Below are 22,912 nucleotides of genomic sequence, written 5' to 3'. Positions count from 1 at the left end.
AGCTAAATGACAAAATCATTTATACAACGCGTACCAGCTCCAGTGGAGCTGGTACGCGCGTTTTCAGGGCATGCTTTTCTGGCATGCACATTTTCCTTTATCGTTTTTTCTTCTCCTGTTCCTGCTCAGGAAAACGGGACTGAAGGGGCTTCGCGGCAGGTTGTTGCTGAAATCGAAGCAGAATCTGATGCTCAGAATCCGGTGTCTCAGGATATTTTACCTCCCGATTCTATCGTGACAGCGGAAGAAGCTATCAGCCAGAAAGCCGCAGCACACAATGACAGCGCAGAACCGGAGTCTGTTGGATCAGCGCAGGTTAAGCCGGAGTCGGTGACCGGATGGCTGGAGAAAATGACTGCAGCGACCCGTACACTGAATTTTCAGGTGGCCTATGTCGTCAGCCGGTTAAATCAGGAAACTGTGCCCTATTTGTGGCGACACGGTGTACTTGAAGACGGTACCAGCGTTGAGCAGTTGAATCTGCAAAACGGCCCCGGAAGAGAGCTCATCCGGGTAGGGGATGTGGTCAGTATATTTGAACCGGATACCCAGCCTTACAGTCTGCACTCTCAGTATATCAATGGTCCTATACCCGGAGAGTTGCTTTACGAACCGGTTTCTCTGACCAAAGGCTACGAGTTTGTGTCTGTGGGCAGAGCCCGTGTGGCCGGCCGGCCAGCTCAGCAGATCAGGATCGTCAGTCGTGATAATACCCGTTTCAGTTACCAGCTTTGGCTGGACGAACAGTCGGGGATGTTGCTGAAACTTAATACGCTGGATTTACAGGGCAATGTGCTGGAGCAAATTCAGGTTACATCACTGACAATGTCAGACACGCCGCCTGCGTACTTTGCCCGTGTGAACCGTGCTTCTCTTCCCAGGCCGCTGGCTTTGACGCCGTCGACAAATCGTCAGCAAGGCTGGGAAGTTGATTATCTTCCTGATGGTATGGTCGAAGTGAAAAGAGATATCCGCCGCCTGGCGATGACAGGGCAAGTGGTGGAATACAAACTGTTCTCTGACGGGCTGGTGGATGTGTCTGTATATGTACAGCCTGCCAGTGACGCAATCGGTTCCGATTTAGTCCTGCGCCATGACCTGAGTACGTTTCTGACTCTCACCGATGGCAAGGCCCAGGTAACAGTCATCGGGGAAATTCCTCTGCAGACTGCTAATGCCATTGCCACCTCTCTGAAGCTCAAAGAGGTCAGCGGTGATTAAAGAAACCGCTACGGTTATTGCGGTTGACGGTGACGTGATCACCGTCGAAGCCGCTATCAAAACCACCTGTTCATCCTGTCAGGCGCAATCTGACTGTGGCTCCGGTGTGATTTCCCGCGCATTGTCGCCGAAAACCCAGCAACTGACTTTACAATCGCCGGTGCCCTGTAAGGTGGGAGACAAAGTTAGTATCGGCGTGCCGGAAGCCGGCATTGTGACTGCTTCTCTTTGGCTTTACGTCATACCTCTCATTATCTTTATTGCCAGTGCGCTGAGCTTTACTGCACTGCTGCCGGCTGTGGGACTCAGCGGCGAATTTTGGGTTTTACTGGGTAGCCTGTGTGTGACTTTTCTCGCCTTCACGGTAATTTCAGGTTACCTGAAAAAGCGCGACCAGACCCGTTTCCGTCCTGTTATTCTTTCTTCCATTCCTGCTAACGGAGCCGTTCAGCGACATCAGCCCTGAACTGAGCCAGAAAAGGCTTGTATACTGATTCGCTTTTCAGTGAAGAAATAGGTAAAATCCGCACGCTTTGCGCTGCCGTATTAACTTTCCCGGGCAGAAGTATTGTGGTTTTGCCGGTTCAAATAAAATCCGGTTTGTTTAACTTAATTCTCGCAGGACATTTTCCAGCATTATGCAACAGTCGCACATACGTAATTTCAGCATCATCGCACACATCGATCACGGTAAATCTACACTGTCTGATCGTCTTATCCAGCATTGCGGAGGACTGACTGACAGGGAAATGGCCGAACAGGTGCTGGATTCGATGGATATTGAGCGCGAACGTGGTATTACCATCAAAGCGCAAAGTGTAACGTTGAACTACACCGCGAAAGATGGTGAAACCTATCAGTTAAACTTTATCGATACGCCGGGACACGTGGACTTCACTTACGAAGTATCCCGCTCACTGGCAGCCTGTGAAGGTGCGCTGCTGGTGGTTGATGCCGGACAGGGCGTAGAAGCACAGACTCTGGCAAACTGCTACACCGCCATTGATATGGATATGGAAGTGGTGCCAATCCTCAACAAAATTGATTTGCCGCAGGCTGAACCTGAGCGTGTAGCAGAAGAAATTGAAGACATCGTCGGCATTGACGCCATCGATGCTGTGCGTTGCTCAGCCAAAACCGGCGTGGGTATTGAAGACGTACTGGAAGTTATTGTTAACCGTGTTCCGCCGCCGGAAGGTGAAAGAAATGCACCGCTGAAAGCGCTGATTGTTGATTCCTGGTTCGATAACTACCAGGGCGTTGTATCTCTGGTACGGATTGTACAGGGCGAACTGAACGTAAAAGACAAAATTAAAATCATGTCTAACGGGCAGACTCACCAGGCGGACAAAGTGGGTATCTTTACTCCTAAGCAAACTGAAACCGGTGTTCTTCGTGCCGGAGAAGTTGGTTTTATCATTGCCGGTATTAAAGAAATCCACGGTGCCCCTGTGGGTGATACTATCACCCTGGCACGTGAACCGGCTGACAAGCCGCTGCCGGGCTTTAAGAAAGTAAAACCTCAGGTTTATGCCGGTGTGTTCCCGGTCAGTTCAGACGATTACGAAGATTTCCGTGATGCATTATCTAAGTTAAGCCTTAACGATGCGTCGTTGTTTTTCGAGCCGGAAAGCTCGGCCGCTCTTGGCTTTGGTTTCCGGATTGGTTTCCTTGGCATGCTGCACATGGAAATCATTCAGGAGCGTCTGGAGAGGGAATATGATCTTGATCTTATCACCACCGCACCAACCGTAATCTATCAGGTTGTTACAACCAAAGGGGAAACCATACAGGTTGATAACCCTTCTAATTTACCGCCGGTGAATGAAATCGAAGAGATTCACGAGCCGATGGTAGAGGCAAACATTCTCGTTCCTCAGGAATACCTCGGTAATGTCATCACACTTTGCGTTGAGAAGCGTGGTATGCAGACCAGCATGACTTATCATGGTAAGCAAGTCGCGGTAACCTATGAAATACCGATGGCTGAAGTCGTGATGGACTTCTTTGACCGGTTGAAATCAACCAGCCGTGGTTTTGCTTCACTGGACTATAACTTCAAGCGCTTCCAGCAGTCTGACATGGTGCGTGTTGATGTACTTATCAACGGCGAACGTGTGGATGCACTGGCCATGATCACGCACCGTGAAAACAGTCAGGGTCGTGGCCGTGAACTGGTTGAAAAGTTACGTGAACTGATCCCGCGCCAGATGTTTGATATCGCTATTCAGGCTGCTATCGGTAACCATATTATTGCACGAAGCACAGTTAAACAGCTGCGCAAAAACGTTATCGCCAAGTGTTATGGTGGTGACGTGAGCCGTAAGAAAAAACTGCTGCAAAAACAAAAAGAAGGAAAGAAACGCATGAAGCAGGTAGGTAATGTTGAATTACCTCAGGATGCGTTCCTCGCTGTTCTCAAGGTAGGTAAGTAATGGCAAATTATTTTTCAATTTTGTTGGTGATCCTGACAGTAGCAACCGGATTAATCTGGCTGCTGGACAGTTTGCTGTGGGCACCGGCAAGAAAGGAAAAGCTCGCAGGTGGTGAAGCGGTAGCCGGTGGTTCATCAACGGGTCCTCAAAGTGAGTTGCCCTGGCTGGTGGATACATCACAACAAATTTTTCCGGTCATCGCGTTTGTACTGGTGTTACGTTCATTTTTGTACGAACCGTTTCAGATCCCTTCCGGATCTATGATGCCTACCTTACTGGTAGGCGATTTCATTCTGGTAGAAAAGTATGCCTACGGTTTAAAAGACCCGGTGTTCCGCAGCAAGTTTCTGGAAACCGGTGAACCGGAGCGTGGCGATGTCGTGGTATTCAAATACCCCGAAGATCCGAATGTAGACTACATTAAACGTGTAGTGGGTCTGCCGGGCGACACCATTGTGTATCAGAACAAACAAGTTTTTATTAAGCCATACTGTGAGAGCGGCGGCAGCGACTGCCCGAAACAGCAACCGGTACCTCTGGAATTTAAAGAGCGCGGCGAATTTGTGCAGGATATGGTGCCGTTGTTGCGTTACACCGAGCAACTTGGCGATGTGACCCACGACATTTTGCGCAATCCCGGACGCAGTATTCCGGCATCAAATTTTTACACGCAACCGGGTACCCGCAGTAATGAATGGATTGTTCCTGAAGGACAATACTTTGTCTTAGGCGACAACCGTGAAAACAGCCGTGACAGCCGCTTCTGGGGATTTGTTCCTGATGATAATCTGGTAGGTAAAGCCGTTGCTATCTGGATCAGTTTTGAGTTTGAACGTCCGGCAGACAGCGTGTTACCGGGATGGGTACCGACAGGTATCAGATTTAACCGGATTGGTGGCATAGAGTAATGCAGGGTATCGACAGATACGCACGGTTATCAAAATTACTGGATTACCGCTTTAAAGACGAAGGTTTGCTTGAGCAGGCGTTAACCCACCGCAGTGCAGCGAAAAAGCACAATGAACGGCTGGAATTTCTGGGCGATGCCGTATTAGGCATGGTCATCGCAGATGCGTTATTCGCCCGTTTCCCGTCTGTACCGGAGGGGAAATTGACCCGCATGCGTTCAACCCTGGTGAAGGGCGATACCCTGGCTGAAATGGCGAAAGAAGCCGGCGTAGGTGAATTGCTTAAACTGGGGCAGGGTGAACTGAAAAGTGGTGGTCATCGCCGCAGTTCCATCCTCGCTGATGCTGTGGAAGCCATACTGGGTGCCATCTATCTGGATGCCGGAATAGACACCGTCAGCAAAGTGATTCTGAGTTTGTGGTCTGCCCGTATTGACCGGCTCGATCCGAATGAACACCCGAAAGACAGTAAAACCCGTTTACAGGAATATTTACAGTCACGCCGTGAACCTCTTCCGGTGTATGAAGTGGTAGGAATAAGCGGCAAGGATCACGCGCAGACTTTTGAAGTCAGTTGCACTGTAGCGCAACTTGAAAAGCCCGTTTTCGGCACAGGGAACAGCCGGCGTAAAGCAGAACAGCAAGCTGCAAAAGAAACGTTGGAGAAGCTTGAACATGCATCTGAATGAAGATGTTGATACCCGCTGTGGCCTGGTGGCCATTGTCGGCCGTCCGAATGTGGGTAAATCTACATTACTGAACCGTATCCTGGGTCAGAAAGTCAGTATTACTTCCAGAAAGCCCCAGACCACCCGTCACCGTATTTTGGGTATCGATACCGAGGCACAATGCCAGACAGTTTACGTGGATACGCCCGGGTTGCACCAGGACGAGAAACGGGCCATTAACCGTTACATGAACCGTGCTGCATCGAGCTCACTGGCTGAAGTGGGTCTGGTTCTGTTTGTGGTGGAAGGCACACGCTGGACCGAAGACGATGCCATGGTACTGGAAAAGGTTAAAAACAGCCGTTTACCCTGTTACCTGGTGGTCAATAAAGTCGACAAGGTAGAAGACAAAGAAAGTCTGATGGCTCAGATCCAGAAGCTGTCGTCACTGCACACGTTTGAGCATATTTTCCCCGTCAGTGCGAAAAACGGCAAGCAGGTGGATGCGTTACGGGAAACCGTGCAGCAGTCTTTGCCGGAAAGCGAATTTTACTTCCCCGAAGATTACATTACCGACCGTTCGAGCCGGTTCATGGCGGCGGAAATTATCCGTGAAAAACTGATGCGCTTCACCGGTGATGAACTGCCTTATTCCACTACGGTTGAAATAGAACAATTCAAAATGATGGAAAACGGGGTATACCGTATTAACGGTCTTATCCTGGTTGAGCGTGACAGCCAGAAACGCATGGTCATCGGCAAAGCCGGAAATCATATTAAAACTATCGGCGAGCAGGCCCGCAAAGATATGGAAAACCTGTTCGACAACAAAGTGTTTCTTGAACTTTGGGTTAAAGTGAAACAAGGCTGGGCGGACGATGACCGGGCCTTGCGTTCATTAGGCTACGGCGACGATTAATCTACTTTTTGTTTCACCGTTGTAAGGAGGTGCTATGTCTCTTTCTGATATGCGGCGGCAATATTCTGCTGGCCGTCTGGATGATACTCAGTTAACTGAGCATCCGGTAGCGTTGTTCCGGCAGTGGCTGAACGATGCCATTAACGCAAATATTCCGGATCCTACAGCCATGACTGTGGCAACGGTAGACAGCAGCGGGCAACCATCTCAGCGTATTGTGCTGCTGAAAGATGTGAGTGAAGAAGGCTTTTTATTCTATACCAACCTTGGCAGCCGTAAGGCCAGAGAGCTGGGACAGAATAATAAAATCTCTCTGCATTTTCCCTGGTTTTTCATGGAGCGCCAGGTGCGGGTATGCGGCGTGGCCGAAAAATTGAGTACTGCGGAAAATGCAAAGTACTTCTTTTCCCGCCCGAAAGACAGCCAGCTGGCAGCATATGCATCAAAACAAAGCCAGCCCATTGCTACCCGTGAATTGCTGATGACACAATTTCAGCAACTGAAAAACAAGTTTGCTAATAAAGAACTTCCTGTGCCGGATTTCTGGGGAGGTTTCCGTGTAAAGCCGCATCAGATTGAATTCTGGCAGGGTGGTGAAGACCGGCTTCACGATCGTTTCGAATACAATAAAACAGAAGACGGTACATGGAGTACTCAGCGGCTTATGCCCTGAGATATGCCCGCAACATGATAGACAGCCACTGTCACCTTGATTTACCCGCCTTTGAGCATGATCTTAACGGTGTGCTTAAACGGGCAGGGGAGGCAGGTATCAGTGGCTTCCTGATCCCCGGCACCACACCGGCAGGCTGGGAAATACAGCTTGCCATCCAGGCCCGCCATTCTGATATCTTCCTCGCCTTTGGCATCCACCCCTGGTTTATTCGCGGTTCCCTTGATGATGCTGTGTCAAAATTGCAAAAGGCGGTCGCAGAACACCGCCAGTCAGTATGCGCTATCGGCGAAATTGGTCTCGATGCCACAATAGAACTGCCTCTTGCGGAACAGGAGAAGTGGTTACTCGCACAACTGGACGTGGCAAAGCAGTGTGAATTACCGGTTATCCTTCACCACCTTAAAACTCATCATCGTTTGCCCGCAATGATTAAACAGGCAGGCTTTTCCTGTGGCGGTGTGGTGCATGCTTTTTCCGGCAATACACAGGTCGCTGCTCAGTATGTTGAAATGGGCTTTAAATTAGGTGCAGGGGGCACAATTACCTATCCCCGTGGTAAGAAAACACTGGATGCTCTGGTTGAGACCGGGCTGGATAATATTCTGCTGGAAACCGATTCTCCGGACATGCCCCTGCTAGGGTTTCAGGGGCAACGGAATGAACCGGCGCGGCTGGTGCAAATTGCACAGGTGCTGGCAGAAGCATTTGGTGTGTCTGTGGCTGAGGTTACAACGAAAACCACTGCCAATTTCCGTGACCTGTTTGTTCAGCCCTGAGCTGCACTGGCTAACGCATTTTATTGATAAAATAGTAGCGGTATCGCCAGCCCGCTGCGGTCAGAATGCATCCGGCAAATAATCCGGTCATTAAGATCCCCGCCTGAATTGCACGTTCAGACTGCATTAGTGCGTATTCGTCGTTGAGAAGTCGGGCACTGTCAACGGTGATCTGCAACACGCCGGTTTGACTGCCGTTGTCGTCTGTTATGGAAAATAATCTTACCAGCTGATTTTGTTCCGGAGACTCTTCAGTTACTGAAGATTTCTGTGTCACCACACCGAGGCGTTTGCCTTTATTATCGAATACTGCCGCAGCGAGAATGAAGTTTGTTTCTGCAAGGCGGCTTAAATGTAGTGCAATGACATCGCCATTCTTTGAATAAACCGGACCTGCCAGAATAAGGGCGTATTGTTCGCCCAGCACGTCGACCGGGGCTGACGCTGCCTGTCCCGCTTCACGTAAAGCATGCCGCGACTCAATCACACACAGGCTCACCAGTGCCATAATCAGCAGGGTGAATGCAGTAATGTGCACACTTCTGCGTTGCAACCAGGCAAACCAGTGTTTCTTTTCCGGGGCCGGTGTTCTCCAGGCCGCGTATTTATCAGTCATAGTCAGAGAAAAAGCGCATTTGCCGTCATCATACCGTTTTTGCCATCATGAGCATAATCTATTCATAAATGGCAGTTTTCCCCGGTCACTGAATTCGCTAGGATACGCATACTTTGAGTAGCGGAACCTCCTACATTGAATTCAGTAGCTTTATCTTCAGTACATTCACATACTGCGCTAATTATTGCGCTGGAAACGCATCCTGCCGGCATCGTTTTTTCAGGCGGACAGTGGCAGAGCACAGGTGCAGTCTCTTCAGACAATAATGACGCTGTTATCACTGTCTATGCGCCGGCGCTCACAGCCTGGCAACTTGAAAAAGTGTCTGACGCACTGGCACCAGTCGCAACGCTGTCCGGTTTCCGGTTACATGCCCTTAGCGGTAAGTTCCACGAAACCGTCGTAACGGGGTCAATAAAGACGGCTGATGTGCAGGCATTAAAGCCGCTGTTGGAAAAACTGGCTGAATCGTTGTGGGTAGATGTAGTGGTTCAGGCTGCCCGGCCATCGTTGTCTGCGCCCGGTTTGCTGGTGATGGACATGGACAGCACCATCATACAAATTGAGTGTATTGATGAGATAGCCAAACTGGCCGGCCTCGGTGACAAGGTTGCCGCTGTAACCGCAAGGGCCATGCGCGGGGAACTGGCTTTTAGTGAAAGTTTAATATCACGGGTGGCCTGCCTGAAAGGTGTACCGGTTTCACAGCTGGCCCAAATCCGTGACAGTATTCCGTTAATGCCGGGCGTTGTACCACTGGTATCCGTGTTAAAAGAGCATGGCTGGAAAATCGCTATTGCCTCCGGCGGGTTCACTTATTTTGCCGATCACGTAAAAGAACGGCTTGGCCTGCATGCAGCATTCTCCAATACCTTGAAAACCGATGGCGACGTGCTTGCCGGAGAGGTGACCGGTGAAATCGTGGATGCTGAAGTGAAAGCGCGCACGGTTGAGTCTCTGGCCAGCGAATGGCAAATACCTATGTCACAAACCGTCGCTATGGGAGACGGCGCTAATGATCTGGTAATGATGGCAAAAGCAGCATTGGGTGTGGCTTGTCATGCTAAACCGCTGGTAAGGGAAAAAGCTGATACGGCCATCCGGTTCTCAGGTTTGCACGGCATGTTGTATTTGCTGGCTGAATAACAACCTGAAACAGAGCAAAGCGATGAAGGCATGCCGTGAGCATGCCTTCTTTGTTTAATTGTTGAGGATTTTTTCAATCTGCGCTGTCGATTCGCTGACGGCTCTTAGCTGACTGTTACGGGATATGGTTGCTTTGTCATAGCCAAAACGCGTCATTACTTCGCTGGTCATATCGACAAGGTGCACAGATGCGCCCATACCCCAGATCTTCTCTTCCAGTTCTTTAGCGCGGTGCAATGCGTACATGCTGACATAGCTTAATTCGGCTTGCAGCATGTCCAGATCCGGTTTACCTGTGGTCGTTAAAATAACCTGCATGGCAATAAAGTGACCTCTTGCCAGCGCTTCAGTGATAAAGGACTTTCTGGTGTCATCATTGGCAAAATCTTTATCCAGCTTAGGCAATATGGCCAGTTTGCTGTTCTTACGGGCCGGATCATAAGCAACAAAAAGCTCTTGCCGTAATGGCTGATTTTCCAGTCTCATGGTTTTAATGCCATGAAGCATGAGCGGAGCTTCCAGGTTCTTATCCCGGTAGAGAAACTCAACGTTGGTTTTACGACTGCCGGTGAAATGGGTCAGCATGCGTGCTGATACAGAATTCACTCCGTTCATGACAGCCATATCCGCCTCGTAGCGAATACCGTTTTTGGCCAGCAGAAAAGCGAAATTAGGTGTGTGACGGGCGTTAATACAACGCAGGGCATGACCGATACCCGGAATTTCCTCTTCTTCCGGATAGGTTTGCAGTGCCTGTTTGTTCTGCTTGATCAGATTATCAAAAAACTTTCTGGCTGCAGCGCCCGGTTCACCTTCGGCGGCACGAAGATGCACAATATTGCGGTCTGTATTGTAATAAACCACTTCGTAAATCAATCCGGTCACATCGTGCCTGGTCGTCAGCGCTTGCAGTTCAGGCAGCGCAATTTTCACCAGGCTGCCTTTTTCTCCGTCAAACTCGCCGGGAATTTCAAGGCGCAGGCCGGATATGGAGATATCTTCAGAAATCCCCTTGCACTGCATGGTTTCATTCAGGCCACTTAACACAACTGGCGACCGCAGAATGTAGCGGGTTTCCATCCGTTGTTCCTGAAAACGATAACGATAAGGGCGGATAGGGGCCGGTTGCTTATTTCTGGGGTGAGCAAAAATGCGAAGATGGGCGAGGTTACTACGGTCAAATTTTAACGCCGCATATTGCCGTTGTCCGCTTTCAGAGGTGACATCTGTAATATGCACAAGGTATTGAAGACGTTTTAGTTTTGCCATCAGGCGGGCTGAAGGCGGCGTGTTTTGTTTCTTTGCCACACTGCCTACGTCATCCGGAATAGAAAGCGGACAATGCGCTTCATCCGGTGACATGGTGCTAATTGTCAGTTTAAATACCCGCCAGCTGACTTTCCGGGAACCAAATCCGATGAAAACAGACTTGAGTGATTCTTTTTGTTCCAGTTCACGTGTGGACGCCGAGTAGAAATACACCGCACCGTTCTGGATGTGGGTGAAACAATAAACATACAGTTCGTTATGTTTATCTGCATCAGCCTGCAATTTTGCCAGTCGCGAAGGTTTCAGCAAATAGCCCAGTTTGATCTCACCGGTCTCATCCTTCCAGTAATCCAGGATATCCTTGTTGATGGTATTGAGCATGGCATAACGGGGAAGCAATGCGTCATTGATACTGTCGATGAATACCGGCAGCGACGGACTACAGGGGGAAATATACTGCTCTGCAGTTTTATTGACGATGGCATCAATGGTGTTCGTCAGGTTAACTTTATAACGGCGTTTGTTGCCATGAATGAAGTTATCGAGAAACTTGTCGAATGACGGGGAAGGGAATTGCCGGTTACGTTTAAGAATGAGGTAATAATTTGATTTTTCAAACTTGGTGGTAATGACTTCATAAACAATACCCGAGCGCTTATCCATGGCAAACTCATCTTCCAGGCCCCGGAAGAATATGTGTAACTTCTGTTCTGGCCGGAAGCGGTATTCTTTCGGTAACTTCAACCTGAGCCCTTCAGTAGAAATATCCACACTACTGGCTTTGTACTGACTACCGCTCTCATCCTGTATTTCAACTGCGACAGCAAAGTTCATCCGTTCCTGATTACGGTGAGCATAGTTCAGCAAATTAACAACAGGAATGGAGTACTGATGAAGATTTTCCTGTTTGGTTTCAGCGTCAGATTTAACCGTGCCCTGCAGAGCTTGTTGTTCAGCCCGCTCCCGCATCACTCTGAAGTTATTTTCTGTTGCCATCACCGTTTCGTAAACACCAAAGGTGTAATTTCCGAAGATATTCACCTGGCGGTTAAAAACGTCTATGGCAACGTCATCGAGATAGTGCTTCCTGCCACGGTATTCGAAGAGCTTGCATTCACCGTCCACCTGACCGCGCAGATCAATTGAGCGTACACAGGGCTTGGCCAGTCTTTTCAACTCCATTTTGATGAGAAAGCGTTTTTCTGACGGAAGGTTCTGCGTCAGTTGCATCAAAACTTGATTGAATTCAGGGGCGCCGATTGATGATTTCAGCTGCTCTATGATGTCTGCATATTGCTGAAGTTCTTTTTCCATTTTAACTACTGATCTTAATTGGCTGCCCTGTTGTATTTCTTATCGGCAGACTTCGCTGAGACTGTAAGTGAACATTTACCCGGACTCCATCCCTACTTTAATACGGTATGCAGTGCCTTCATAATAACGTTAGAATAGCCCAAAATAATACCTTTAAATTAATTCAAATGGCAAAACGTAAAACAGCCTACGTCTGTTCTGACTGTGGCGCAGAGTTTCCAAGGTGGCAGGGACAATGCAGCGAATGCAAATCCTGGAACACCATTTCAGAGTTTGTGGTTTCCCCTGCTAAAACAGCAAAGGCCGGATTCAGCGGTTACGCCGGTCAGACGAATGCCCGTATAGAACCTCTTAATGCCATCGATCTGGAAGCATTACCCAGATTCAGCTCCGGCTTCAAAGAGCTGGACCGGGTACTTGGCGGTGGCATTGTACCCGGCGCGGCTATGTTAATAGGCGGTTCACCCGGTGCCGGTAAAAGTACACTGTTACTGCAGGTGATGTGTCAGTTAGCCAAAGAACGCAGCGCGCTTTACGTTACCGGTGAAGAGTCGTTGCAACAGGTGGCCATGCGCGCTCAAAGATTAGGGTTGCCCACTGATAAGCTGATGATGCTGGCAGAAACCAATGTGGAGACTATCTGCGAACTGGCACTGACACAACAGCCTAAAATTATGGTTATTGATTCGATTCAGGTAATGAATGTAGCTGATGTACAGTCAGCTCCCGGCAGTGTATCGCAGGTGAGGGAAAGTGCCGCTTATCTGACCCGTTTTGCGAAACAACATCATATCGCCATGTTTATCGTTGGCCACGTAACGAAAGACGGCAATCTGGCCGGCCCGAAAGTCCTTGAGCACTGTATCGACTGTTCAATGATGCTGGAAGGTGAGAGTGACGGGCGCTTCAGAACATTACGCAGTCATAAGAACCGTTTCGGTGCTGTTAATGAGCTTGGCGTTTTCGGCATGACGGAAAGAGGTCTTAAAGAAGTTAGCAATCCTTCCGCTATTTTCCTCAGCCGGGGGGAAAATCAGGCGCCGGGTTCAAGTGTGATGGTAGTCTGGGAGGGCACCAGACCGTTGCTGGTAGAGATTCAGGCGCTGGTGGACTATTCGCAGATGGCTAATCCCCGCCGGATTGCAGTTGGTCTGGAACAAAACCGGCTCGCCATGTTACTGGCAGTGTTGCACCGTCACGGTAATGTACAGATGAACGATCAGGACGTATTTGTTAACGTGGTGGGTGGTGTAAAAATTTCAGAAACCAGTGCTGACTTAGCCTTATTGCTGGCGATGGTCAGCAGTTTCCGCAATCGTGCTTTACCAAAAGATTTGATTGTATTTGGTGAGGTGGGTCTGGCCGGTGAAATCAGACCGGTACCGAACGGCAGTGAGCGGATCACAGAAGCCGCCAAGCACGGTTTTAAACGGGCTATCGTACCCAAATCCAATGCGCCCAAACTGCCGGTAGCCGGATTGCAGGTCGTGCCGGTGAGTCAATTGTCAGAAGCGCTGGATGCACTCAGCTAAGCATTCAGTTGCCGGGATAGACTGCATTGAGCAGGGCGTCCATGTCTTTTTCGCTTAGCGCATCGTCGCCGCTGTTCAGGTTGATCAGGCGGCGCAGTTCGGCGAGACATTCCACATCGATGTGATCAACTTTACAGCCGATATAAATGACGCCGGCTTTTTGCGGAGACTGGCGGTAAAGCTGGATCAGATACAGTGTCATTAACGGACTGTCGGGATTTGCTTTAAACATCACTGTGTAAGGGTCGTGACTGTCGAAGGGCAACATGTCCAACATGGCTTCTGCAGCGCTGAGGCGCAGGCCCTGCAGTGATACATCCTCAACAGTAACAGGTATGCTGTTACCGTGGAGACTGAGCTCTCCCGGTACCTTTAAATCTACACGCTGAAACTGTCGTTTATCCACAATTGTTCTTCCTGATAACTTACCCCTTAATTATTAGTGTAAACAACGGGGTAAGGTCAACCTGATCGTTCAAATTAATCCTGTGAAAGCCGGAAAATTAATCAACCAGATAGTAAAAGCCCCGCAAATGCGGGGCCTGTGTATTACTTCTTCGCCATACGCTTATATTTCAGGCGGTGCGGCTCTACCACATCCTGTCCGAAGTTTTCTTTCAGCCAGGTTTCGTAGTCGGTGTAGTTTCCTTCAAAGAAGTTAACTTTACCTTCATCGCGGTAGTCAATGATATGCGTGGCTACGCGGTCGAGGAACCAGCGATCGTGCGAGATAACCATGGCACAGCCCGGGAATTCCAATAAGGCATTTTCCAGTGCACGCAGGGTTTCAACGTCCAGGTCGTTGGTCGGTTCATCGAGCAGCAACACGTTGCCGCCGGCTTTCAGCAGTTTGGCCAGGTGAACACGGTTGCGCTCACCACCGGACAGATCGCCGATGAACTTTTGCTGGTCGCTGCCACGGAAGTTAAAGCGGCTGCAGTAAGCGCGGCTGTTAATTTCAAAGTTACCGATGCGGATAATGTCAGAATCGTCAGAGATTTCTTTCCACACTGTATTCTTGTCATTCATGTGGTCGCGGAACTGCTCCACACTGGCAAGATGAACGGTATCACCAATAACCACTTCACCTTCGTCCGGCTGCTCCTGACCTGAGATCATTTTGAACAGGGTAGATTTACCCGCACCGTTAGGACCGATAATACCGACGATAGCGCCTTTCGGTACTACGAAGTCCATATCATCGATAAGTACACGGTCACCGTAAGCTTTCTTCAGGTGCTTCACTTCAATGACTTTATCGCCCAGGCGCTCACCCGGTGGAATGAACAGCTCATTGGTTTCATTACGTTTCTGGTAATCAGACGTGGACATTTCTTCGAAGCGGGCCATACGTGCTTTCGATTTAGCATGACGGCCTTTCGGGTTCGAGCGCACCCATTCCAGTTCCTGTTTCATGGATTTCACGCGGGCATTTTCAGTGCGTTCTTCCTGGGCAAGACGGGCTTCTTTCTGTTCCAGCCAGGATGAATAGTTACCTTCCCACGGAATACCGTGACCACGGTCGAGTTCCAGGATCCAGCCGGCAACGTTATCAAGGAAATAACGGTCGTGGGTAATGGCTACCACAGTACCTTCATAGTCGTGAAGGAAGCGTTCCAGCCAGGCAACAGATTCTGCGTCCAGGTGGTTAGTCGGTTCGTCAAGCAGCAGCATATCCGGCTTCTCAAGCAGCAGGCGACACAATGCTACACGGCGGCGTTCACCACCGGACAGTTTGGAAACATCGGCGTCCCATGGCGGCAGACGCAGGGCATCCGCAGCACGTTCCAGGGCGTTGTCCAGGTTATGACCGTCCTTCGCCTGAATAATCGCTTCCAGCTCACCTTGTTCCTTTGCCAGCGCATCAAAATCGGCGTCTGCTTCGGCGTAGGCGGCATACACTTCATCAAGACGGGTAAGGGCGTGTTTTACATCAGCAACCGCTTCTTCGATGTTGCCGCGTACGTCTTTGGACTCGTCCAGCTTAGGTTCCTGTGGCAGGTAACCAATGTTGATACCCGGCTGCGGGCGGGCTTCACCTTCTATTTCGGTGTCCACGCCGGCCATGATGCGGAGCAGGGTAGATTTACCCGCACCGTTAAGACCCAGAACACCGATTTTGGCGCCAGGGAAAAAGCTCAGAGAGATATCTTTTAAAATATGACGGTTGGGTGGCACAATTTTGCCAACCCTGTGCATGGAATATACGTATTGTGATGACATGTTCCGAACAGTGTCCTTGCTTCAATATAAGTAAATGATATGCCATCTATTGTACTCGCTTTGTCCTCAATCTGACCAGTAAAGCCAGCAGTGATTTTCAATAATGGGTTAATTTTGAACGTTTACATGGCGGATGGCAGGAAATTAATGGTGAGGGTCAGGACGAATCCGGGATTTTGCATTACCATACACACAGGAAATTGACTAACAGGTTAAGCTATGACGGCACACGCAAAACGCACATACACTTTAACTGAGCTGGCTGACCACGTGGGTGGCAGTGTGGCGGGTGATGAAGCCCGTATCAACGAAACAAAGCTGAGTGGTGTGGGCACTCTGGCCGGGTCCAAAGGCCACCAGATTTCATTTCTGACCAACGTAAAATATAAGTCGCAACTGGCTGATACGGCCGCCGGAGCGGTGATTTTGAATGAGAAAATGCTGGACGACTGTCCGGTTCCCGCGCTGGTTCACAGTAATCCCCACGCAGCCTTTGCCCGCATAGCCCAGTTGTTCGACACCACCCCGGAGGTGGCATCCGGTATCGCTGAAACAGCGGTTGTGGCTTCTTCTGCTACGCTGGGAACCAATGTGTCGCTGGGTCACAATGTCATTGTTGAAGATAATGTCATGCTGGGTGATAACGTCAGAATCGGCGCAAATACCGTGATTGGAAAAGGCACGAAAATTGGTGAGGGTTCGACCATTTATCCCAACGTCACCGTGTATCACGATATTGTGATTGGTAAGCGGGTGACTATTCACAGCCAGACCGTTATTGGAGCGGCAGGTTTTGGATACGCAAACGACAAAGGAACATGGCTGCCCATTCCGCAAACCGGCAGTGTACAGATTGGCGATGATTCACAAATTGGTGCTTCAAGCAGCATCGACCGTGGCGCAATGGAAGATACCATCATCGGTAAGAATGTGATTATCGATAACCAGGTACAGGTAGGACATAACTGTATCATTGGTGATCACTCCTGTATTTGCGGCGCTACAGGCATTGCTGGCAGTTGTCATATCGGCAAATACGTCATACTTGGCGGAGGCTGTGGTGTGAATGGACATATCAGCATTTGCGACAATGTGCAGGTAACCGGTTATACCATGATTGTGCAGGATATTACCGAGTCCGGCGTTTATTCATCCGGTCAGCCGGCCATGAAAAACCGCGACTGGCGTAAAGTGACTGTACGGACCCGTCAGATCGATGATCTCTTTAACCGTGTGAAAGCGCTGGAAAAAGGTTAAATCTTTCTGAATTGTAATTAAACGTTATATATGGCCGCAGGCCGCGGCGTATAAGCGGTAGGGCAGTGTTAAGAAATGCTGCCGCTGCGGATATAAACGAAACGGGCATAAAGCAGTATACATGCGGCTTAAAATGACTAAAATATGCCCCTCATTTTTTAGCTGTCCATAAAACGCAGAGTAAGGAGCCTTCATGTTACCTCGCGATATGACTATTGCGGATTACGATCCGGAACTGGCAGATGCCATGGCCAAAGAAGCTGAGCGTCAGGAGCATCACATTGAGCTCATCGCATCAGAAAACTATTGCAGTCCACGTGTCATGGAGGCGCAAGGCTCTCAGTTAACGAATAAGTACGCAGAAGGTTATCCCGGCAAGCGTTACTATGGTGGTTGTGAGCATGTAGACGTGGTAGAGCAACTGGCGATTGACCGTGCTAAGCAACTGTTTGGTGCTGAGTACGCCAACGTTCAGCCCCATGCAGGCTCTCAGGCCAACGCTGCTGCGTTTATGGCTCTAATTAATGCCGGTGATACTGTTCTGGGTATGAGTCTGTCTGAAGGCGGTCACTTAACTCACGGTTCTCACGTAAACTTCTCAGGTAAAACCTACAACGCGGTACAGTATGGTCTGAATGAAGAAACCGGCGAAATCGATTACGAGCAGGTTGAAGCACTGGCCTTAGAGCACAAGCCTAAGATGATTATCGGTGGTTTCTCTGCTTATTCAAAAGTGGTTGACTGGGCCCGTTTCCGTGAAATCGCAGATAAAGTAGGTGCGTACCTGCTGGTCGACATGGCACACGTTGCCGGTCTGATTGCTGCCGGTGTTTATCCGAGCCCGCTGCCTCATGCACACGTAGTGACTACCACGACTCACAAAACCCTTGCGGGTCCACGTAGTGGTCTGATCCTGTCTGCCTGTGGCGACGAAGACATCTACAAGAAGCTGAACAGCTCTGTATTCCCGGGCAACCAGGGTGGTCCACTGTGTCACGTTATTGCAGCTAAAGCGGTAGCGTTCAAAGAAGCCCTTCAGCCTGAATTTAAAGAATATCAGCAGCAAGTTGTGAAAAACGCAAAAGCCATGGTTGAAGTGGTGCTGGAGCGTGGTTACGACGTAGTGTCAGGCGGTACTGAAAACCACCTGTTCCTGCTGGATCTGATTAAGAAAGATATCACAGGTAAAGACGCTGATGCCGCGCTTGGCCGTGCAAACATCACTGTAAACAAAAACTCTGTACCAAAAGATCCACGTTCACCGTTCGTGACCAGTGGTCTGCGTATCGGTAGTCCGGCGATTACCCGTCGTGGCTTCAAAGAAGAGCAGGCGAAACAGGTTGCGACCTGGATCTGCGACATTCTGGACAACATGGGTGATGAAAGTGTTGTTGAGCGTGTTAAAGGTGAAGTTGTTGAACTGTGTAAAGCGTTCCCGGTTTACGGGTAAGCCGCTTTATCGGTATGAAATTTCCCGCTCTTAGTCAGTAAGAGTTTATGCCGTCAGAGCAGCCTGTGCTGCCTGGCGGCTTTGTTGTTAAAAGGACCTGCTATGTTTTGCCCGTTTTGTTCGGCACAGGAAACCAAGGTTATCGATTCCCGTCTGGTGGCAGAAGGGCATCAGGTACGTCGCCGTCGCGAATGTGTTATCTGTCACGAGCGCTTTACTACCTTTGAAAGTGCTGAATTAGTGATGCCGAGAGTCATTAAACGGGATGGTTCGAGAGAGCCGTTCAATGAAGATAAGCTGCGCGCCGGCTTGCAGCGGGCACTGGAAAAGCGCCCTGTGAGCACGGAGAAAGTGGAAGAAGTGATTTTGTCGCTGAAATCTGCATTGCGTGCTACCGGTGAGCGGGAAGTCTCCAGTGAATTCCTTGGTAATCTGATTATGGATGCACTGAAGGTGCTGGACAAAGTCGCTTATGTACGGTTTGCGTCAGTGTACCGCTCATTTGAAGATATTCGTGAGTTTGGTGAGGAAATTGCCCGTTTAGGAGACTGATAACCGCCATGAAAACCACGTCAGCTGTTTCCATTTCTCAGGACTACGCCTGGATGGCGAAAGCCATCAGACTGGCTACGCAGGGTCAGTTCACCACATCTCCGAATCCCCGTGTCGGTTGTATTATTCTTGACAGTAACGGCGACTTAGCCGGACAGGGTTACCATATTCAGGCCGGCACTCCCCACGCGGAAGTACATGCTCTTCGTGAAGCGGGCGATAAGGCCCGTGGCGGTACGGCTTATGTCACACTTGAGCCCTGCAGTCATTTCGGACGAACGCCTCCTTGTGCCGATGCTTTAGTGGAGGCTGGTGTCAGCAGAGTGGTTATCGCCATGACTGATCCGAACCCTCAGGTGAGCGGCCGTGGCATAAAAAAACTTCAGGATGCCGGCATTGATGTGGTGTCTGATATTCTGGCGGCCGAATCGGCAGCATTGAACCCCGGTTTTATCAAACGCATGGTATCAGGCAAACCGCGGGTAACGGTAAAACTGGGTATCAGTCTTGATGGCAAAATCGCGTTGTCTAACGGCGTCAGTCAATGGATCACCAGTCCCGAATCCCGTCGCGATGTGCAATTACACCGTGCTGCAAGTTGTGCCATTCTAACCGGCAGTGGCACTGCACTGGCCGACAATCCGTCTTTGCTGGTCAGGGAAAATGAAGCCAATTTTTCTGATTATCCTGTTTCGCCGGTAAGGCAGCCGCTCAGGGTCGTGATAGACAGCCACAACCGGTTACCGGACGATCTGCAAGTATTCACAGACGGACACAAAACCCTGCGGGTAACCGGTCAGCCAGTTGCGCCGCAAACCAGTGTCCCTGCACTAGCCGTCTCCATGCGTGGCAATTACATAGACCTGTCTCAGCTCATGGAGAAGCTGGGGGAGCGGCAAATTAATGATGTGTGGGTGGAAGCCGGCCCGGGTCTTGCCGGTGCATTGTTTACTGCCGGTGAAGTTGACCGGCTTGTGGTGTATCAGGCGTCCAAACTGTTAGGTGACAAAGCACAAAGCATGCTCACGCTGGATGAATTTGTGTCGCTGGATGAAACGCCGGTACTGTCACTGACTGACGTACGGCAAACCGGCCCTGATATCCGCTTGTCATACGATATAATTAAGTAACGCTTTTGTAGAGGGTATACGATGTTTACCGGAATTATTCAGGCCCTGGGGACGATTCAGTCTCTTGATCACCGGGGCGAAGACATCAAGCTGACTGTGTCGTCGGAAAAGCTGGATATGTCTGATGTGGCCCTTGGCGACAGTATTGCCACAAACGGCGTCTGTCTCACAGTAACCGACTTCGGTACAGATTATTATTGTGCTGACGTGTCAGCCGAAACCATCCGTTACACCGGTTTTGCCAATTATAAGCCCGGCAGTACCGTGAATCTGGAAAAAGCCATGCGCCCCACAGATCGTTTTGGTGGTCATATTGTATCCGGCCATGTGGATGGCGTTGGTGAAGTCAAAAAGATTGTTAAACACAGTACTTACATTGAAATCTGGATTTCTGCCCCCACTGAGTTAGCAAAGTATATTGCCCATAAAGGCAGTATCACGGTGGACGGCGTCAGCCTGACTGTGAATGAGGTGGATGGCAATGAGTTTATGTTGTGGATCATCCCTCACACCCTGCAGGAAACGGTTATCGGCACGTATAAAGCCGGCAGTCGGGTCAATCTGGAAGTAGACGTGGTTGCCCGCTATCTGGAACGCCTGATGATGGGTGATAAGGCAGCAGAAAAGACCACCAAAAAAGACATTAGTATGGCCTTCCTGGCCGAAAATGGTTTTCTTAGAAAATAACCCTACATAAGTGAAATTATGGCACTCAACACCACAGCTGAAATAATTGAAGATATCCGTCAGGGTAAAATGGTTATCCTGATGGACGATGAAGATCGCGAGAATGAAGGCGATATCATCATGGCCGCTGAGCATGTGACGCCGGAAGCGATTAACTTTATGGTTACTCATGCCCGCGGACTGGTATGCCTGCCCATGACGCAGGAGCGCTGTGAACGTTTGAATTTACCGCTGATGGTAGATAAAAACGGCGCACAATTTCATACCGCCTTTACCGTTTCCATTGAAGCAGCACGTGGCGTAACCACCGGTATTTCTGCTGCAGACCGCGCGACCACGATTCTGGCCGCGGTAGGTAAAGATGCTAAAGCAACTGACATTGTGCAGCCGGGCCACATTTTTCCGTTAATTGCTAAAGAAGGCGGTGTGCTGAATCGTGCAGGTCATACCGAAGCAAGCGTCGATCTTGCCCGCCTTGGTGGCTGTGAGCCAGCTGCTGTTATTGTCGAGATCCTCAATGAAGACGGCACCATGGCCCGTCGTCCTGAGCTCGAAAAATTCGCCGAAAAATACGATATAAAAATCGGCACAATTGCGGATCTGATTGAATATCGCAATCTGAACGAAACCACAATAGAGAAAGTTGCCCAGTGCAGCCTGCCTACGGAATATGGTGAGTTCGAACTGCATACCTTTAAAGATGTTATCGATAATCAGATTCACTTTGCGCTGAAGAAAGGTGACATTGACCCGGAAACACCTACACTTGTGCGTGTTCACTTGCATAATACGCTTAGTGATTTACTGGGTTCTACCCGCGCGATAAACCGTACCATGACTTTACCTGATGCCATGAAGCGCATTGCAGACGAGGGTGGTGTGCTGGTGGTGCTGGGTAAAGAAGAAGACCTGGAAGGGCAGGTCAGACAATTTGCTGCAGAAGACCGTGGTGAAAAGCCGGAAGGAAAAACCTGGACCGGTTCATCACGTACCGTAGGTGTTGGCAGCCAGATTCTGGCGACCATGGGCGTTAAAAAAATGCGTTTGCTCAGCAAGCCGGTCAAATACCATGCGCTGTCCGGCTTCGGACTGGATGTGGTGGAATACATTCATAATTAGTTCCCGTGTAATTCGTGAACATTCGATTTAGTTTGCGCGCAGTTATGCTATACTGCGCGCCGTTTTTTCATAGGGGTGGAATACCATGCAGGTAATTGAAGGTAATATTCGCGCGACAGGCAAGAAATTCGCGATTGTTGTGTCACGTTTCAACAGTTTTGTTGTAGAAAGCTTGCTTGAAGGTGCGCTGGATACGTTAGAGCGTCACGGTGAAGTCAGCGACAATGACATCACCCTGGTTCGCGTACCGGGTGCATATGAATTACCTGTAGCAGCGAAAAAACTGGCAGAAAAAGGCCAGTTCGATGCGATTATCGCTTTAGGTGCGGTGATCCGCGGTGGTACGCCTCACTTTGATTTTGTTGCCGGTGAGTGTAACAAAGGTCTGGCCCAAGTATCACTGGAGTATGGTATTCCGGTCTCTTTCGGTGTTATCACCACAGATTCTATCGAACAGGCTATTGAGCGTTCCGGTACCAAAGCGGGGAACAAAGGTGCAGAAGCTGCACTGGGTGCCCTTGAGATGGTGAACGTTGTTTCAGCGCTTAACGATCTTTAACCGGGGGTTACGTGAAAGTATCCGCACGTCATAAAGCCAGAGAACTTGCCCTTCAGGGTGTTTATTCATGGCAAATGAGCAAGAACGATATCGCCCAGGTGGAGTTATCACTTGCGACCAGTAACGATATGCAGAAAGTCGACATGGTGTATTTCCAGGCCATGTTGCGCGGTGTTGCGGAAAATGCAGAAGCATTAGACGTAAAAATTAAGCCATACCTTGGCCGTTTACCGGAAGAACTGGATCCTATCGAAAAAGCGATTCTGCGTATTGCTACCTATGAATTAACTGAGCGCATGGACGTGCCTTATCGTGTAATTATTAACGAAGCCATTGAACTTGCTAAATCTTTTGGTGCCGAAGAAAGCCATAAGTTTATCAATGGTGCGTTAGATAAAGCGGTGAAGACGTTACGTCAGCACGAGCGTTAACAGCGATCTATTTACGTACCTGTA

The 22,912-nt window shown here is 49.6% G+C and carries 22 protein-coding genes; 18 read left to right on the top strand and 4 right to left on the bottom strand.

Features of this window, described 5'->3' with window-relative positions:
• Nucleotides 1-6: 6 nt before the first annotated feature.
• From ACXAH4_RS11910 to ACXAH4_RS11875, 8 genes are all read left to right on the top strand, one after another.
• Nucleotides 7-1,221 (top strand): MucB/RseB C-terminal domain-containing protein, encoded by a 1,215-nt coding sequence (locus tag ACXAH4_RS11910; RefSeq protein ID WP_474842495.1) that lies wholly within the window; start codon nt 7-9, stop codon nt 1,219-1,221.
• Nucleotides 1,214-1,687, top strand: coding sequence for a SoxR reducing system RseC family protein (locus ACXAH4_RS11905; protein ID WP_474842493.1), 474 nt, complete (start codon nt 1,214-1,216; stop codon nt 1,685-1,687). Before ACXAH4_RS11910 ends, ACXAH4_RS11905 begins: the two co-directional genes overlap by 8 nt.
• Before the next feature lie 172 nt (nt 1,688-1,859).
• Entirely contained in the window at nt 1,860-3,656 is a 1,797-nt protein-coding gene (lepA, locus tag ACXAH4_RS11900; protein WP_474842491.1) for a translation elongation factor 4, read from the top strand.
• Entirely contained in the window at nt 3,656-4,564 is a 909-nt protein-coding gene (gene lepB, locus ACXAH4_RS11895; protein ID WP_474882024.1) for a signal peptidase I, read from the top strand. Before lepA ends, lepB begins: the two co-directional genes overlap by 1 nt.
• Nucleotides 4,564-5,253, top strand: coding sequence for a ribonuclease III (rnc, locus tag ACXAH4_RS11890; RefSeq protein WP_119501940.1), 690 nt, complete (start codon nt 4,564-4,566; stop codon nt 5,251-5,253). The genes lepB and rnc overlap by 1 nt, the downstream gene beginning before the upstream one ends.
• Nucleotides 5,240-6,151 (top strand): GTPase Era, encoded by a 912-nt coding sequence (era, locus tag ACXAH4_RS11885; RefSeq protein ID WP_119501939.1) that lies wholly within the window; start codon nt 5,240-5,242, stop codon nt 6,149-6,151. Before rnc ends, era begins: the two co-directional genes overlap by 14 nt.
• A gap of 34 nt (nt 6,152-6,185) precedes the next feature.
• A complete protein-coding gene (gene pdxH / locus ACXAH4_RS11880) occupies nt 6,186-6,824 on the top strand; it encodes a pyridoxamine 5'-phosphate oxidase (RefSeq protein WP_119501938.1) in 639 nt (212 codons plus the stop codon).
• Nucleotides 6,797-7,603, top strand: a complete 807-nt coding sequence (locus tag ACXAH4_RS11875) for a TatD family hydrolase (protein WP_474842482.1) — start codon at nt 6,797-6,799, stop codon at nt 7,601-7,603. The genes pdxH and ACXAH4_RS11875 overlap by 28 nt, the downstream gene beginning before the upstream one ends.
• Nucleotides 7,604-7,613: 10 nt before the next feature.
• On the opposite strand, the gene ACXAH4_RS11870 is transcribed toward ACXAH4_RS11875, so the two are convergent.
• Nucleotides 7,614-8,219, bottom strand: a complete 606-nt coding sequence (locus ACXAH4_RS11870) for a hypothetical protein (RefSeq protein ID WP_474882022.1) — start codon at nt 8,217-8,219, stop codon at nt 7,614-7,616.
• A 135-nt stretch (nt 8,220-8,354) separates the two neighbouring features.
• Between ACXAH4_RS11870 and serB the strand changes: the two genes are divergently transcribed.
• A complete protein-coding gene (gene serB / locus ACXAH4_RS11865) occupies nt 8,355-9,365 on the top strand; it encodes a phosphoserine phosphatase SerB (protein WP_474882020.1) in 1,011 nt (336 codons plus the stop codon).
• A gap of 54 nt (nt 9,366-9,419) precedes the next feature.
• Here the strand turns inward: serB and ACXAH4_RS11860 are convergent, their stop codons facing one another.
• Entirely contained in the window at nt 9,420-11,948 is a 2,529-nt protein-coding gene (locus tag ACXAH4_RS11860) for a PilZ domain-containing protein (RefSeq protein ID WP_474842476.1), read from the bottom strand.
• A 167-nt stretch (nt 11,949-12,115) separates the two neighbouring features.
• On the opposite strand from ACXAH4_RS11860, the gene radA reads away from it, so the two are divergent.
• Nucleotides 12,116-13,480, top strand: coding sequence for a DNA repair protein RadA (radA, locus tag ACXAH4_RS11855; RefSeq protein WP_474882018.1), 1,365 nt, complete (start codon nt 12,116-12,118; stop codon nt 13,478-13,480).
• A gap of 4 nt (nt 13,481-13,484) precedes the next feature.
• On the opposite strand, the gene ACXAH4_RS11850 is transcribed toward radA, so the two are convergent.
• Nucleotides 13,485-13,886: a PilZ domain-containing protein gene (locus ACXAH4_RS11850; RefSeq protein WP_232373373.1), complete on the bottom strand. Its 402-nt coding sequence runs from the start codon at nt 13,884-13,886 to the stop codon at nt 13,485-13,487.
• A 143-nt stretch (nt 13,887-14,029) separates the two neighbouring features.
• Nucleotides 14,030-15,703, bottom strand: a complete 1,674-nt coding sequence (gene ettA, locus ACXAH4_RS11845; protein WP_119501932.1) for an energy-dependent translational throttle protein EttA — start codon at nt 15,701-15,703, stop codon at nt 14,030-14,032.
• Between the two features lie 219 nt (nt 15,704-15,922).
• Here ettA and lpxD point away from each other — a divergent pair, with 219 nt between their 5' ends.
• From lpxD to nusB, 8 genes are all read left to right on the top strand, one after another.
• Nucleotides 15,923-16,960, top strand: coding sequence for a UDP-3-O-(3-hydroxymyristoyl)glucosamine N-acyltransferase (gene lpxD / locus ACXAH4_RS11840; protein WP_474842470.1), 1,038 nt, complete (start codon nt 15,923-15,925; stop codon nt 16,958-16,960).
• A gap of 193 nt (nt 16,961-17,153) precedes the next feature.
• The gene (gene glyA / locus ACXAH4_RS11835; protein ID WP_303573109.1) at nt 17,154-18,410 is read left to right on the top strand and encodes a serine hydroxymethyltransferase; all 1,257 of its coding nucleotides are present in this window, start codon (nt 17,154-17,156) and stop codon (nt 18,408-18,410) included.
• A gap of 102 nt (nt 18,411-18,512) precedes the next feature.
• On the top strand, nt 18,513-18,962 hold the full coding sequence (gene nrdR / locus ACXAH4_RS11830) for a transcriptional regulator NrdR (RefSeq protein ID WP_119501929.1): 450 nt from the start codon (nt 18,513-18,515) through the stop codon (nt 18,960-18,962).
• 8 nt (nt 18,963-18,970) lie between these two features.
• On the top strand, nt 18,971-20,092 hold the full coding sequence (gene ribD, locus ACXAH4_RS11825; RefSeq protein WP_474882017.1) for a bifunctional diaminohydroxyphosphoribosylaminopyrimidine deaminase/5-amino-6-(5-phosphoribosylamino)uracil reductase RibD: 1,122 nt from the start codon (nt 18,971-18,973) through the stop codon (nt 20,090-20,092).
• Nucleotides 20,093-20,113: 21 nt separating this feature from the next.
• Entirely contained in the window at nt 20,114-20,779 is a 666-nt protein-coding gene (locus ACXAH4_RS11820; RefSeq protein ID WP_474848063.1) for a riboflavin synthase, read from the top strand.
• A gap of 18 nt (nt 20,780-20,797) precedes the next feature.
• Nucleotides 20,798-21,898: a bifunctional 3,4-dihydroxy-2-butanone-4-phosphate synthase/GTP cyclohydrolase II gene (ribBA, locus tag ACXAH4_RS11815; RefSeq protein WP_119501926.1), complete on the top strand. Its 1,101-nt coding sequence runs from the start codon at nt 20,798-20,800 to the stop codon at nt 21,896-21,898.
• 85 nt (nt 21,899-21,983) lie between these two features.
• Nucleotides 21,984-22,457, top strand: coding sequence for a 6,7-dimethyl-8-ribityllumazine synthase (gene ribH / locus ACXAH4_RS11810; RefSeq protein WP_119501925.1), 474 nt, complete (start codon nt 21,984-21,986; stop codon nt 22,455-22,457).
• Nucleotides 22,458-22,468: 11 nt separating this feature from the next.
• Nucleotides 22,469-22,888 (top strand): transcription antitermination factor NusB, encoded by a 420-nt coding sequence (gene nusB / locus ACXAH4_RS11805; protein ID WP_119501924.1) that lies wholly within the window; start codon nt 22,469-22,471, stop codon nt 22,886-22,888.
• Nucleotides 22,889-22,912 lie beyond the last annotated feature (24 nt).

This window comes from Alteromonas sp. ABV2_168, assembly GCF_056161165.1.
The sequence above is the reverse complement of the archived record's forward strand: the minus strand, read 5'-3'. Positions and strand labels throughout refer to the sequence as shown.

Coding starts and splice junctions, on each gene's coding strand:
- lepA (WP_474842491.1), top strand. CDS start 1,860: ATGCAACAGTCGCACATACGTAATTTCAGCATCATCGCACACATCGAT.
- glyA (WP_303573109.1), top strand. CDS start 17,154: ATGTTACCTCGCGATATGACTATTGCGGATTACGATCCGGAACTGGCA.
- pdxH (WP_119501938.1), top strand. CDS start 6,186: ATGTCTCTTTCTGATATGCGGCGGCAATATTCTGCTGGCCGTCTGGAT.
- ACXAH4_RS11820 (WP_474848063.1), top strand. CDS start 20,114: ATGTTTACCGGAATTATTCAGGCCCTGGGGACGATTCAGTCTCTTGAT.
- ribH (WP_119501925.1), top strand. CDS start 21,984: ATGCAGGTAATTGAAGGTAATATTCGCGCGACAGGCAAGAAATTCGCG.
- lepB (WP_474882024.1), top strand. CDS start 3,656: ATGGCAAATTATTTTTCAATTTTGTTGGTGATCCTGACAGTAGCAACC.
- ribD (WP_474882017.1), top strand. CDS start 18,971: ATGAAAACCACGTCAGCTGTTTCCATTTCTCAGGACTACGCCTGGATG.
- lpxD (WP_474842470.1), top strand. CDS start 15,923: ATGACGGCACACGCAAAACGCACATACACTTTAACTGAGCTGGCTGAC.
- era (WP_119501939.1), top strand. CDS start 5,240: ATGCATCTGAATGAAGATGTTGATACCCGCTGTGGCCTGGTGGCCATT.
- radA (WP_474882018.1), top strand. CDS start 12,116: ATGGCAAAACGTAAAACAGCCTACGTCTGTTCTGACTGTGGCGCAGAG.
- nrdR (WP_119501929.1), top strand. CDS start 18,513: ATGTTTTGCCCGTTTTGTTCGGCACAGGAAACCAAGGTTATCGATTCC.
- ACXAH4_RS11910 (WP_474842495.1), top strand. CDS start 7: ATGACAAAATCATTTATACAACGCGTACCAGCTCCAGTGGAGCTGGTA.
- ribBA (WP_119501926.1), top strand. CDS start 20,798: ATGGCACTCAACACCACAGCTGAAATAATTGAAGATATCCGTCAGGGT.
- ACXAH4_RS11875 (WP_474842482.1), top strand. CDS start 6,797: ATGGAGTACTCAGCGGCTTATGCCCTGAGATATGCCCGCAACATGATA.
- ettA (WP_119501932.1), bottom strand. CDS start 15,703: ATGTCATCACAATACGTATATTCCATGCACAGGGTTGGCAAAATTGTG.
- ACXAH4_RS11860 (WP_474842476.1), bottom strand. CDS start 11,948: ATGGAAAAAGAACTTCAGCAATATGCAGACATCATAGAGCAGCTGAAA.
- ACXAH4_RS11870 (WP_474882022.1), bottom strand. CDS start 8,219: ATGACTGATAAATACGCGGCCTGGAGAACACCGGCCCCGGAAAAGAAA.
- rnc (WP_119501940.1), top strand. CDS start 4,564: ATGCAGGGTATCGACAGATACGCACGGTTATCAAAATTACTGGATTAC.